11 protein-coding genes and 2 pseudogenes are annotated in these 11,939 nt (G+C 69.4%); 8 read left to right on the forward strand and 5 right to left on the reverse strand.

Annotated elements, in window-relative coordinates; genetic code table 11:
- The first annotated feature begins 102 nt into the window (after nucleotides 1-102).
- The 3 genes from D452_RS0105825 (at nucleotide 103) to D452_RS0105835 (ending at nucleotide 1,940) form a co-directional block, all read left to right on the forward strand.
- Complete coding sequence (locus D452_RS0105825; RefSeq protein WP_017543209.1) at nucleotides 103-885, forward strand: SDR family NAD(P)-dependent oxidoreductase; 783 nt, start codon at nucleotides 103-105, stop codon at nucleotides 883-885.
- Between the two features lie 264 nt (nucleotides 886-1,149).
- Nucleotides 1,150-1,641 carry a hypothetical protein gene (locus tag D452_RS0105830; RefSeq protein ID WP_017543210.1) on the forward strand — a complete coding sequence of 164 codons (492 nt, stop codon included), beginning with the start codon at nucleotides 1,150-1,152 and terminating at the stop codon, nucleotides 1,639-1,641.
- A complete protein-coding gene (locus D452_RS0105835; protein ID WP_026129007.1) occupies nucleotides 1,638-1,940 on the forward strand; it encodes a winged helix-turn-helix domain-containing protein in 303 nt (100 codons plus the stop codon). Before D452_RS0105830 ends, D452_RS0105835 begins: the two co-directional genes overlap by 4 nt.
- A 278-nt stretch (nucleotides 1,941-2,218) precedes the next feature.
- Here the strand turns inward: D452_RS0105835 and D452_RS27765 are convergent.
- Nucleotides 2,219-3,247, reverse strand: a pseudogene (locus D452_RS27765) (SDR family oxidoreductase); the annotation flags it as partial.
- Between the two features lie 361 nt (nucleotides 3,248-3,608).
- On the opposite strand from D452_RS27765, the gene D452_RS27770 reads away from it, so the two are divergent.
- Nucleotides 3,609-4,394, forward strand: coding sequence for a DedA family protein (locus D452_RS27770; RefSeq protein WP_017543212.1), 786 nt, complete (start codon nucleotides 3,609-3,611; stop codon nucleotides 4,392-4,394).
- 65 nt (nucleotides 4,395-4,459) lie between these two features.
- On the opposite strand, the gene D452_RS0105850 is transcribed toward D452_RS27770, so the two are convergent.
- A complete protein-coding gene (locus tag D452_RS0105850; protein ID WP_017543213.1) occupies nucleotides 4,460-5,056 on the reverse strand; it encodes a TetR/AcrR family transcriptional regulator in 597 nt (198 codons plus the stop codon).
- A 126-nt stretch (nucleotides 5,057-5,182) separates the two neighbouring features.
- Between D452_RS0105850 and D452_RS0105855 the strand changes: the two genes are divergently transcribed.
- The gene (locus D452_RS0105855; protein WP_017543214.1) at nucleotides 5,183-6,133 is read left to right on the forward strand and encodes an NADP-dependent oxidoreductase; all 951 of its coding nucleotides are present in this window, start codon (nucleotides 5,183-5,185) and stop codon (nucleotides 6,131-6,133) included.
- A gap of 760 nt (nucleotides 6,134-6,893) precedes the next feature.
- On the opposite strand, the gene D452_RS0105865 is transcribed toward D452_RS0105855, so the two are convergent.
- Entirely contained in the window at nucleotides 6,894-7,652 is a 759-nt protein-coding gene (locus D452_RS0105865) for an SDR family NAD(P)-dependent oxidoreductase (protein ID WP_017543216.1), read from the reverse strand.
- A gap of 147 nt (nucleotides 7,653-7,799) precedes the next feature.
- On the opposite strand from D452_RS0105865, the gene D452_RS27775 reads away from it, so the two are divergent.
- A complete protein-coding gene (locus D452_RS27775) occupies nucleotides 7,800-8,453 on the forward strand; it encodes a TetR/AcrR family transcriptional regulator (protein ID WP_040693183.1) in 654 nt (217 codons plus the stop codon).
- Between the two features lie 603 nt (nucleotides 8,454-9,056).
- Here the strand turns inward: D452_RS27775 and D452_RS30230 are convergent.
- Nucleotides 9,057-9,242: a hypothetical protein gene (locus D452_RS30230; protein ID WP_017543218.1), complete on the reverse strand. Its 186-nt coding sequence runs from the start codon at nucleotides 9,240-9,242 to the stop codon at nucleotides 9,057-9,059.
- Between the two features lie 468 nt (nucleotides 9,243-9,710).
- On the opposite strand from D452_RS30230, the gene D452_RS0105880 reads away from it, so the two are divergent.
- Together D452_RS0105880 and D452_RS0105885 are read left to right on the forward strand one after the other, a co-directional pair.
- Entirely contained in the window at nucleotides 9,711-10,565 is an 855-nt protein-coding gene (locus D452_RS0105880; RefSeq protein ID WP_017543219.1) for an SDR family oxidoreductase, read from the forward strand.
- Between the two features lie 88 nt (nucleotides 10,566-10,653).
- Complete coding sequence (locus D452_RS0105885) at nucleotides 10,654-11,514, forward strand: helix-turn-helix domain-containing protein (protein WP_017543220.1); 861 nt, start codon at nucleotides 10,654-10,656, stop codon at nucleotides 11,512-11,514.
- Nucleotides 11,515-11,661: 147 nt separating this feature from the next.
- Here D452_RS0105885 and D452_RS0105890 read toward each other — a convergent pair.
- Nucleotides 11,662-11,939 (reverse strand): annotated as a pseudogene (locus D452_RS0105890) (nucleotidyltransferase); the annotation flags it as partial.

The following is an 11,939-nucleotide window of genomic DNA, read 5'->3' on the forward strand; positions in this document are numbered from 1 at the left end:
CTGTCGATTCTCCTTCTTTCGTGTTCCCGTGTTGGCCCCGTGGCCCTCCTCGTCCGGTGTGTTCTTGTGTCTGTTCGAGCCAACACCCATGGAGGGGAACTGATGATCGACACCGGCCTCGCGGGACGCACCGTCCTGGTCACGGGCGGTTCCGGCAACATCGGCGCGGCGATCAGCCGCGCCTTCGCCGCGCAGGGGGCGCGCGTGGCCGTCCACTGTCTGGCACAGGAGCGGCCCGCGCCCAAGGACACCGTGTGGGCGCACGTGACCCCCGACGAGGAGGAGGCCCACCGGTTGTCGAGCGAGCTGGGCCACGGTTCCTTCGCTGTGAGCGCCGACCTGTCCGACCCCGAGGGGCCGTCCCTTCTTGCGGGTGAGGTGGCCGAGCGGGCCGGGGCGGTCCACGTGCTGGTCAACAACGCCGCGCACTGTGAGAGCCCCGACGGTGTCGGGTCGTTCACGCACGCCTCGTTGGAGCGCCACTACCGGGTCAACGCCGTCGCTCCGGCCGTGCTGACCTCCGAGGTCGTGGGGCGGCGCCGGGAGGGGGAGCCCCTGTGCGTCGTGAACATCTCCACCGACGCGGCGCGGGCCTTTCCCGGCCAGACCGGTTACGGGACGTCGAAGGCGGCGTTGGAGGCGTTGACCCGGTCGATGGCGTTGGACCTGGCCGGGAGCGGTGTGCGTGTGAACGCGGTCGCTCCGGGGCCGGTCCAGACGGGGTGGATGGACGCGGAGCTGCTGGAGCGGGCCCGGGAGGTGATTCCGATGGGTCGGGTGGGTGAGCCGGGCGACATCGCTGACGCGGTGGTGTTCCTGGCCTCCCATCAGGCCCGTTGGGTGACGGGGCAGGTGGTGCAGGTCGCGGGCGGCCACGCCCTGTGACCCTGGGCGGTGGGGGGTGGGGCCGCTCGGTTTCGGGTCGGGCGGTCCCGCGCCGCGACGGCGGCTCGTCGACGCGGGCGGGGCCGCGCGTTCGCCTGTTTTCCTCGTCCCGTGGCTGGAGAAGGCAGAACTCGTTGCCCTCGGGATCGCGTAGCACCACCCAGGGGGTGTTCGCGGGCTGGCCCACGGCGGCGCCGGGTCGCGCGGTTCCCGGGGTTGACAGCACCCCTTCATGGAATCTACTTTCTTTTTGGAAAGTAATTGATGAACGGACAGGAGATGGTCTTGGACGCCGACCCCACACCCCCGCTCGACCAGGCCGCCGAGGCCCGCCGCAGGCTCGCCGCCCACACCGCACCGCCCGCCTCCTTCTGGGTCGTCCAGGCGGTCGGCTGCACGTTGGTCGCCGGGCTGCCGATCTGGATGCCCCTGCTGTCCATCGACGCCCGCTACCTCCAGTGGATCCTGGTCGTGGTGGCCCTGGCGGCGGCTGGCCTGAGCTGGGTTCGTCGACGGCGCACCGGTGTCACCCTGCCGCGCTGGGCCAGCGCCTACCCCAGCGCCCGGCGCCCGCGCGTGGTCGTCATGATCGTCACGGTCCTCGGACTGATCGCCATCCACACCCTGGTCGGACGGGGACAGGAGGGCCTGGCCCTGGCCGTGCTGGGACCCGTGGCGCTGGCCTCGCTGGGCGGCTACCTGTGGGTGCACGCCTCCATGCGCCGTGACATCGAGGACGGCCGGGTACGGGCGTGAACGCTCAGCGCCACACGGAACTGGAGACCGGCCCCCGCCTGGCGATGTGCGCGCTCCTCCAGGGCGCCAAGTGGATCGACTTCGCCACCGTGCGCGACCTGATCGGCATCAGCGACCCGATGGTCTCCAAACACAGCCGCACCCTGGAGGACGCCGGCTACCTGGAGGTCCGCAAGGGAGCGGTCGGTCGCCGCCCCAAGACCTGGTTCCGCCTGACCCCCCAGGGGCGCACGGCCCTGGCGAGCCACCTGGCCTGGCTGAACGAGCTGGGGTCGACCACCACCGACGAGGCCCCCTGAAGTCGAGCACCCGCCCCCGCCGCCCGGATCACGCCCGGGAGGCGGGGGCCGCTCGCTGCTCCCGAATGCCCGGTACGGACGGGGCGACCACATGAGGCGGTCACCCCACGGCCCTCCCGGACACGCCCCGACGCGCTCCTCACTCCTGCACGGAGGTCCCCGGTGCGATCTCGTACGCCCTCCGAATCAGCGCGGGGCGGCGGGCGCCGGTGGCGNTCCACCTGTGCGCGCACACCCTCCTCCATCTCGGCGGGGAGCACGTGCCGGTAGCGGGTGTCCTGCCCGAGGAGGACCGCGACCGTCACGGCGTACACGGGCTCGGGGTCATACTGCTCATGGGGAAAGGCCAGCTCGGAGTAGTCGAACAGGCGCCCGTGGGGATCGTCGCGCCACTCCTTCCACGTCTCGAACATGGTGTCGTTGAACCCGGTGAGGAAGGGGCCGGGGTTGATCGTGGCGACCCTGACACCGAACTCGGCCATCTCCTGGTCCAGAGCGTCGGCGAAGGCCTCCACCGCGTGCTTGGACGCGGAGTAGGCGCCCGTGAAGGGATCCGTGGTCAGTCCGGCGACCGAGGACATGAACACGATCCGTCCCCGGCGGTGACGCGCCATGCTCCGGGCGATCCCCTGGGTGAGCAGCACGGTTCCGAGGACGTTCACCTCGAACTGGCGGCGTATCCGTTCCTCGGGGATGTCGGCCACGGAGCCGCCCTCGGACACCCCGGCGTTGTTGAGGAGCACCTCCACGTCCCAGGTCCAGGCGCGTTCACGGTCTCCGGGGTCGGTGACGTCCAGCTTCTCCACTCGCAACGCGACACCCCTCGCCTGGGCCTGGGATCGCAGCTCCGCCACCTGGGCGATGATCTCCACCCCCGCGATCACCTCGTGGCCCTCCGCGGCCAACCGCAGCGCCACCTCCCGGCCGAACCCGCTGCCGGCGCCCGTGATCAGAATCGGACCCACCATGGTCACTCCCCCCGTCATCGGCCACTTCTTTCCCCTGCCGTACCCGAATCCCCAGGTGATCACGGCGGCTTGGACGACTCTTGACCACGACGGACGAGCGCCCTGTGCGCGGAGGCGGCGTGGAACCGCTTTCGATGACTCGGCACGCCGGTGCACGGAGACGATCCGCGGGGCTCCGCACCTTGAGCGCGGCGGCCCTTGAGGTCGGCCGGCCCCTGTGTTCCTCGCGGATCCAGCTCGCGGTGGCCAGAACCTCCAAGGGGCGCTGAGGGGATCCGGCCGAGTCGATGAGCCGAGGCGCCCGTTCGGGGCCCGGCCTGTACATGCAGACGAGGCCATGCCGGGGAGGCCCCCACCGCTACGGCCGGTTTCCAGCGGCGTTCGCCCTCGCGAACGGGTTGGCCCGCGACGGCGATCTCTCTCAGGAAGAAGTCGCCTGGACTTCCCCGAACTGCTCCTGGAGGTCTTCGAGCGCACCGGGTTGCCCGCCGACTCCGCACCACCGCCGAGATGCTCGGTATGGCTCCGCACCTATCAAGGGGTCCCTCCCACAGGGCAGAGTGTTGCCATGACCGCGAACGCCACCCCCCAGCAGGATGCCTCAGGCAGCCCTCGCCCCACTCGCGATGAAGCCATCAACGATGCTCTGAAGGATTGGGAGCTACGGGAGAGGGAGCTGAGCAGGGAACACCTCAGGGCGATGAGGCTCTGGGACGGAAGACCCCGGACTCAGGACAAGGTCCTGCTCGGCCTCATGATCGGCCTGCCTCTGCTGCTGGCCCTGACCATCCCGCTGCGACCTCTGCTGATCGCGGACCATCCCGTGCTCCTGGCCGCCATCACCGGCAGTTACGCCGCGATCGGTGCTGGCGGGGCCTTCGCCGGTGCCGGTCAGGGAACCCTGTGGGTGATCGTGCTGGCCGGCGTTGTCGGCAAGGTCAAGCTGAACTGGTTCTTCTGGTGGTTGGGGCGCCACTGGGGAGTTCGGATCATCCGCTTCATGGCACCAACCGACCGGGCCCAGCGCTTCGCCGAGCGCCTCAGGGCGATGAACCCCTGGGTCCTGCGCGTCCTGGTCGTGTTCGCCTACCTGCCCGGTGTGCCGAGCCAGATCGTCTGTGTCCTGGCCGGTACCAGTGGGATGCGCCTGCGGACCTACGTGCTCATGGACGTCCTGGGGGCCCTGATGGTCACCTCGACGGTGGCCCACATCGGCTTCTCCTCGGGACGGACCGGCGTGGACATCGTCCTGTTGATCGACCGGTACGCCCTGTGGATCATGGTCGCGCTGATTCTGGTCATGGCGATGTACCCCGTGTTCCTCACCGCCGGTGACCAGCGGTCCCGCAGGGCGGCCGCCGTGAAGGAGGCGGGCCAGGCCTACGACTCCGAGACCGAGCGCCTGACCAACGAAACCGCTTCCGGGACCGGCGCCGAGGCCACGCGGAACTCCCCCGAACCCCCGGCATCCAACCAGGACACCTGAAGGCCATGACACGGGTGGGGAGCCCGGCCCCGCGCCCCACCGAAGGGCCCCGTGCGCGAGACCGGTCAGTCGGTGGTGCGGAAGGACCGCACGAAGTGCGTCACCACCCGCTGGGCCGCCCAGTTGGCCCGCTGCGCGTCCGGTTCGGCGGTCACGGCCGCGGTGACGGCGCCCGTGACCAGCCGCAGGTCCTGGTCGGTGACCGTCGCCGCGATCTGGCCGCCTTCTCCAGCGCGCACCAAAAGCCGGTGCAGTTCCTGGTGGAGGCGCTCGTCGAGGGCGTGCGCGCGATCGGCGAAGCGTTCCCGGTGGTCCGGAGTGCACGCGCGGGTGGCGACCGTCTCTGCGGCGACGATCCGTAGGGCGCGCTCCAACGCCAGGTCGGCCGGGACGGTGCGGGTCAGCTCCCCGAAGCGCTCCACGAGTTCCTGTTCGGCCTGTGCGGCCAGGTCCTCAACGAGCGCGTCGCGTCCGGGGAAGCGTCGGTGGACGGTGGCGGCCGAGACCCCGGCGTGGTGGGCGACGGTCTGGAGGGTGGCCTCCAGGCCGCGATCGCGAAAGACCGCCCGGGCGGCCCTGAGCACGTTGAGTCGGTTGCGTCGGGCGTCCTGCCGCAGTTCCCGGGGGGCGGCTTCGGGGTGGATCTGCGTGTCCTGGGCCATGGGTTGTCTCACTTCACCGTCGTCGGGATGGGTGGTCGGCGGGGGCTGGTTGCCCACTTCTGTCACCGGTCGCCACCGGTGGCAACCCACAGGCACGGCGGGGGCTTCCCCGCACGAGGAGGAATCATGCGCGCAGTCCGCTACGACCGCTACGGGGGGCCGGAGGTTCTGGCCGTCGTCGACGGGCTCACCACACCCCCGGTGGGCGCCACCTATGTGCGGGTGGAGGTGTCCGCCGCCGCTGTCGGCGGTGGTGAGGTGCCCATTCGGGCGGGGCGGTTGCGCCGTGTGTTGCGCCAGAGCCTCCCCGCTGGGACGGGTGTCGATTTCGTGGGGTCGGTCGCCCAGGTGGGCGGAGCCGTCACCCGGGTGAAGGTCGGTGATGTGGTGTGGGGGGTGATGCCGCGCGGCACCTTCGGGTCCATCGCCGAGTCGGTCGTCGTGCCGCAGGAGCGTGTCGCCGCGGCCCCGCGTTCGGTCTCGGCTCAGGAGGCCGCCGCGTTGCCTGCCTCGGGCACGACGGCGTTGCACGCCCTGACCCGCCGGGTGCGGTTGAGTGCGGGGCAGCGGCTGTTGGTGCGCGGAGCGGCCGGGGGTGTGGGGGTGGTCGCCGTGCAACTCGGTGCCTCCCTTGGTGCGCATGTCACCGCGCTGGCGGGAGCCGACCACCTTTCCTGGTTGGGTGAGCTGGGTGCCTCGGAGACCTTCGACCACCGTCAGACCCGGGTGGAGGACCTGGGGCGTTTCGATGTGATCGTCGACCTGGTCGGCACGCACATGGATCAGGTGCGTGGTCGGCTGAACCGGGGAGGGACGCTGTTCCCGCTCGCGTTGGACCCGAGCCGACCGATCCGGGCGGCCGTGTGGGTGGCCGTGGGCAGCCTGGACCGGCGCACCCGACTGAGCGCGTTCAGCAACGACCCGTCGGCGGGGGAGCTGGAGGAGCTCGCCGCCCTGGTGGACCAGGGCACCATCACGCCGGTGGTCAGTGCCGTGTTGGGGATGGACGAGATCGCCCGGGCCCACCACAGGCTCGAACGCGGCGGGGTGCGGGGCAAGATCGTCGTCACGCCCTGACCGGTCGGTAGGGGGGGCAGGGCCCGTGCGCGGGTCGGGCCCAGGGCACGTCAGGCGTTCGGTAGTCGTTCGATGACGTAGCGGATACACCCCGGACAGTACAGCCTGGGGTGTATCCATCTCGTTTGTGCGGGTCGCGGAGGCGCCTCAATAACGTTGGCGGGCCGAATCGGGGCACCGGAGGGGGTTGGAGCGCCCCTGGGGGGCTGACTTCCTAGAAGGTTGACTTATCGGAAGTCAGGATTTCCGGGGTTTGGGGTTCTGTTTCGTTGCGAAATCTGCGTAACGTTTACTAAATAACGTTACCAACGAAACGATATTAAGAAGGTCCGCGAGGGGTCTTCCGCGACCTGAAGGCCCCAAGGCGGTGTTCGACCGGGCCGTGCTCTACTTGCTGGGCTCCTACGCCTTCCCCACCCCGACGCCTACGAGGGTCTGCGCCCCTTTGCGCGACACCGCCAGCGCACCCCAGTGAGCAACCCCGTGCCCGCCCCCTGGGGGCGGGCACGGAACCTTGGGGGCAGACGGGAGGCGGGCGGGGAAGTCGAGGGCCCGAAGGCGCTGTTCGACAACGACCTGCTCCGCGTGGTCGAACCGGTCGACGACACCCACCGTCAGCTCACCGTGCAGGAGTCCCGCTACAAGCTCGCTCGCGATGTGTGCCCCGGTAAGCGCGGCACCATCCACCAGGCGTACCCGACGGCATGGCTGGGGAGGGAGTCGGGGCCGTCGCTTCCTGTCTCTTTAGTCGACCGGTCACTCAGAGGAGGGCGCCGCCGGAGACCTCGATTCGCTGGGCGGTGACCCAGCGCAGGCCCTCGGAGGCCAGCGTGGCGATGGCGTCGCCGATCTCCTCGGGTTCGCCGACGCGGCCGAGCGCGGTCTGTCCGGCCAGACCCTGGCGCATCTCGGCGTCGTCCCGCATCGCTCCTCCGTTGAAATCGGTGGCGGTCGGCCCCGGGGCGATGGAGTTGACCCGGATTCCGCGCGGGCCGAGTTCTGCGGCGAGGGTGCGGCTCAAGGCTTCGACGGCGGCCTTCGAGGCGGAGTAGACCGAGGTTGCGGGGCTGGTGTGGCGGGTCAGTGACGTCGAGATGTTGATGACGCGGCCACCCTGGGCCAGCAGCGGCACAAGTGACTGGATGAGGAAGAACGTGCCCCGGACGTTGGTGCCCATCACCGTGTCGAAATCGTCGATCGTGACGTCCTCCAGCGGTCCGAAGATCCCCACTCCCGCGTTGTTGACCACGATGTCGAGCCGCGAAGTACCCCAGCGCTCCAGCTGCTCGCTCAGTTCGGAGGTGAAGGACGCGAAGGAGGAGACGTCGCTGATGTCGAGCCGGAGAACAGCGGCGGTCCCACCGGCCGCCTGTACCTGTTCCACCGTCTTCTCGGCCCCGGCCGCATCGCCGCGGTGGGTGACCAGAACCCGCACCCCGCGTCTGGCCAGAGCGATGGCCGCGCCACGTCCGAGGCCGCGATTCGCGCCGGTCACCAAAGCGATCTTGTCGATCGTCATGAGCTGTTCCTCCACCGCGCGGCTACCGGAATTCAACCGGCGCCACAGATAGGATGCGAGTCGGTCGACTCGCTTTACCCTCGTACCCAAGCAGGCCTATTGAGGCGAGTCAAGTGACTCGCCTCGGGTCTGCGGCATACTGGCCGCATGGCAGCAGAACTCTCCGCACACCACCGCAGGCTCGCTCAGCAAAAACGCGAGGCGATCACCACCGCAGCCACAGAACTGTTCTTGGACCGTGGTTACGACGGCACCTCACTAGCCCGGATCGCCGAAGCGGCCGGGGTCTCGAAGTCCACCCTGTTCAAGCAGTTCCCCACCAAGGCGGCCCTCTTCGAGGCCATCGTCACGGAGTCCTGGCAGCGCGACGCCGGCGATGCCGCCGCGCGGCCACAGGCGGGAGATCTGCGCTCCGGGCTGACAGCCATCGGCCACGGCTACGCCGACCTGATGGGCCAGCCCCGTATGACAGGCCTGTTCCGGATCGTCATCGCCGAACTGCCTCGTTTCCCCGAGCTGGGGCGGATGCAGTTCCAGCTCGGCAAACTGCCCTATTTCGCCTCCGTCCAGCACTACCTGGAAGCCGAGCACGAGGCGGGCAACGCTGACGTCCCGGACGCGGTGAGCGCCGCGAACCAGTTCCTCGGCATGATCGCCAACTACGTCCTGTGGCCCCGCATGCTGCTGACCGACTGGAACCCCGCAGCCTCCGACATCCACGGCGCCGTCGAACAGGCCGTCCAGACCATGCTCGCCAGATACCCCCCGCCCCGCCAGCCTGACCCGAGGCCGAAACGTTGACACTGGCACGCGATCCTCAACATTCGTGGCGCCTGCCGGTGACGATCGATTACCGACAGGCGGCCGACGCGTCCCATGCCCCGTGCAGCCGGGGGCGCGGCGGGTCGCATCCCCTCAGATCCGATGGTGATTGCTGACAGGGTTTGACGGCAGGAGACCCGGGACCACCGCAAGCAGGTGGCACTGCGCATCCATGACGGCGCGTTCTCCGCGCTGGACCTCACCGCCCGCCGCTGGCGAACTCCAGCGCGACTCCATCGGGAACTGACCTACGACGGACTGCGCGCTGTTACGGCCAAGGGCAGCAAGGCCGTCGCCGACCTTCCGCCCGATCACACCGGCGTCGAGGAGGACATCCCCGCCCCGGAGTCACTGGTCACCCCTCGACATGCCGCGCAAGGTCGCCGACTTCCTCGCTCGGCCGAACTGGGCCTGCCGAGCAGGCCGCGCTCGACGAGGGGCGACCGTGCGGCGAGGCCGGAGCTACACCCCACGCGTGGAAAGCCCCCGCACGGATCGGCGTTGTGCGGGGGCTCGGCGAACGGCCTGGGCTGCGCTGGGACCGCGGAAATCAGGTCCGCGCGGATCCGATGAGGACCGAGCTCATTCGGCCCCGTTCGAGGCGGTGTCGTCCGCCCCACAGATGGGGCCCATTCCGGCGATGGCGAGCGCCGAGTCGAACGGGGCGCAGGCCTGCTGGAGGTCGAACGGTTCGTTGGCGGCAGCAGGGCCCGCGCTCAGGGCCCAGGCGGTGCCGGTCAGGGCCACGATGGCGAGTACGCGCTTCATCTCTCTCCGCATCGATTGACTACTGTGCGTTAGCATCCTGCTCGTGTGGGAGTCGATCCAAACATGACGTGCGCGGGTTGGAGTGGAGGCGTGTCTGTGCAGGTTTCCCCTGGTTATGGCTCTTTCTGGCCGCCCTCGGGGGCTGCCTCGACGGCGGATTCTGCCGTTGGGTCAGCTGGCGCCGCTATCACTCTGGGTCACTAACCGTAGGGCGTTCGCTCACCGGGGCGGCGGCGGGGCGGGTGCCGTTGAACCACTCCCGGGTCGAGGAGCTGAGGGCATGCGGGGAGCCACCCGAACTGGATACGGGCATCGCGGTGGGCTCCGTGCGGCGTTGGGGGCTCGGATCCCGCGTGCGCGTACGGCTTGGGTGGGACTGCGAAACCTAGTCACAACGGGGCCTGATATCCCACTTCGCAGGGGTCGTCTGGTCGAGAGGCTGGAAGGGTCCACGAAGAAAGAGAACCCATGTCCTACCCCACTGACCGTCCCGCCGTCTGGTTCGTGACCGGAACGTCCCGAGGCCTCGGCCTGGCTCTGGTGAAGAACCTGCTGGGTCGCGGCGACCAGGTCGCAGCGACCACCCGCTCCACCGACCGCCTGCTGTCGGCGCTCGACGGAGTCGACACTGCGAACCTGCTCGCCCTGGAGGTTTCGCTCACCGACGAGGAGCAGGTCACCAGTGCCGTCAACGCGACCACCGAGCTGTTCGGGCACATCGATGTCGTCGTGAACAACGCTGGCTACGGTTACCTCGGCGCGGTCGAAGAGACCAGTGGCACCGACGTGGCCACGATGTTCGACGTGCAGATCGGCGGCACATGGAACGTCATCCGCGCCGTCCTGCCCCAGATGCGCGCAGCCCGTGGCGGCCACATCATCAACGTCTCCCCGATCCTGGGCGTGCTCTCCTTCCCCGGCTGGGGCCTGTACTGCGCCGCGAAGTTCGCGGTCGAGTGTCTGTCGGAGTCGCTCGCAGCGGAGGTCGCTGATTTCGGCATCCGCGTGTCGATCGTTGAGCCCGGCTACTTCAACACCGACTTCCTCACCGGAAGCTCCCTCGCCCTCGCAGTCGAGGTCTCCGACGCCTACCCGGGCATTCGCGAGATGATCAAGGCGCACCAGGCGATGCCCGGCAGCCAGCCCGGCGACCCCGGCAAGGCGGCCACGGCCCTGGTGACCCTCGCGCAGTCCGAGAACGGGCCGCTGCGTCAGCAGTTCGGTTCCGACTCCTCGGGCCTGGCCGAAACCAAGGCTGACTCGTTGAAGGCGGAGATCCTCGCCGGACGCGAACTCGCACACAGCACCGACTACGTGCGCTGAGCGCACCAAGCACTCCGGTCGCGACCGGGGCTTGTCCGTCACGGGCGGGTTCCGGCCGCAACCCCGTCAGGTTTGGGAGGATGGTTGCATGAGCGATCCACACCGCGATCTCGGGGAGTTCCTTCGCCGCGCGCGAGCGAGCCGCGACCCGGAACGCGCTGGGCTGCTCCCCGACGGCCGTATCCGCCGCGTCCCCGGGCTGCGCCGCGAAGAGGTCGCCCTCCTGGCCGGAGTGTCCACCGACTACTACACCCGCCTCGAACAAGGCCGGCACATCGTCCCCTCCACGCAGGTCCTCGAAGCACTCACCAAGGCACTCGACCTCGACGACGCAGGCGAAACCTACCTGCGTACCCTCATCGGCGTGGTGGGCAGTTCCGCCACCCACACCCGCCCCGTCGTGCAGCGGGTCCGCCCCGCGCTCCATCAGCTCCTCAACTCCTTCGCCGGGCAGGCCGCGCTCATCCTGGGGCGCCGCACCGACATCCTCGCCTCGAACCCGCTCGCCAGGGCACTGTTCGCCGATTTCGACGCGCTTCCTGCGAAGCACCGCAACTACGCTCGTTGGATACTGCTCGACGAGCACGCCCACGTCTTGTTTCGCGATTGGGAGGAACAGGCCAGGAACGCGGTCGAAGCACTCCGCCTCGACTCCGCCGCTACGCCCAACGACCCAGGAACGCAACAGCTCATCGGGGAGCTCTCGCTGTCCAGCCCTGAGTTCCGTCAGTGGTGGTCAGGACACCGCGTGCACCAGCGCACCCACGGCACGAAACGCTTGAATCACCCCGTCGTCGGCACACTGGACGTACAGTTCGAAACCCTGACGTTCCCGGGCGACGACCATCAGATCCTCTACCTCTACAGCACCGAACCGGGCACGGCCTCTCACGAAGCCCTCACCCTTCTCGCCAACTGGACAACACCGCACACCGTCGATCAGTCGTGAACCACCGTGCGGTCGACGCTGATCGCTGACGGGCAGAAGGGGCGCGTTGAGCAGGGAGACCTCCCTGGTCCGGCTCGTGGCGCTGGAATCCGCCTTCCCTGCGGAGATGGGAAACGCGCCGCCCTCGAACCGGGCGCGGCGGGTTTCTCAGGTGTGGGTGGCCGTGGGCCTGGGGGCCTTTCGGCCGTGGGTGGCCGTGTACTCCCTGGCCAGCCAGGGGGCGAGGTCCTCGAGGAGGTCGATCAGGTGGTCGCGGTCGGCGCTGGGGCGCTGGGCGGTGCGGGCGGCGGCGCGCATCAGCTCGTGGCGGTCCGGGTGGTAGTGGCCGAAGACCTCCGCCGCCAGGGTCAGGTCGCTGGTCCAGCCGCCCCAGGCGGGCATGACCAGGGTGAGTCCGGTGCGGGTGAGTCGGCGGGGCACGCCCC

Origin of the sequence: Nocardiopsis prasina DSM 43845, assembly GCF_000341265.1 — a bacterium.
Classification (GTDB): Bacteria; Actinomycetota; Actinomycetes; order Streptosporangiales; family Streptosporangiaceae; genus Nocardiopsis; species Nocardiopsis prasina.

Excerpts from the sequence above, each read along its gene's own strand:
- D452_RS0105825 (WP_017543209.1), top strand. The coding sequence starts at position 103 with ATGATCGACACCGGCCTCGCGGGACGCACCGTCCTGGTCACGGGCGGT.
- D452_RS0105830 (WP_017543210.1), top strand. The coding sequence starts at position 1,150 with ATGAACGGACAGGAGATGGTCTTGGACGCCGACCCCACACCCCCGCTC.
- D452_RS27770 (WP_017543212.1), top strand. The coding sequence starts at position 3,609 with ATGAGGCTCTGGGACGGAAGACCCCGGACTCAGGACAAGGTCCTGCTC.
- D452_RS0105850 (WP_017543213.1), bottom strand. The coding sequence starts at position 5,056 with ATGGCCCAGGACACGCAGATCCACCCCGAAGCCGCCCCCCGGGAACTG.
- D452_RS0105855 (WP_017543214.1), top strand. The coding sequence starts at position 5,183 with ATGCGCGCAGTCCGCTACGACCGCTACGGGGGGCCGGAGGTTCTGGCC.
- D452_RS0105865 (WP_017543216.1), bottom strand. The coding sequence starts at position 7,652 with ATGACGATCGACAAGATCGCTTTGGTGACCGGCGCGAATCGCGGCCTC.
- D452_RS27775 (WP_040693183.1), top strand. The coding sequence starts at position 7,800 with ATGGCAGCAGAACTCTCCGCACACCACCGCAGGCTCGCTCAGCAAAAA.
- D452_RS30230 (WP_017543218.1), bottom strand. The coding sequence starts at position 9,242 with ATGAAGCGCGTACTCGCCATCGTGGCCCTGACCGGCACCGCCTGGGCC.
- D452_RS0105880 (WP_017543219.1), top strand. The coding sequence starts at position 9,711 with ATGTCCTACCCCACTGACCGTCCCGCCGTCTGGTTCGTGACCGGAACG.
- D452_RS0105885 (WP_017543220.1), top strand. The coding sequence starts at position 10,654 with ATGAGCGATCCACACCGCGATCTCGGGGAGTTCCTTCGCCGCGCGCGA.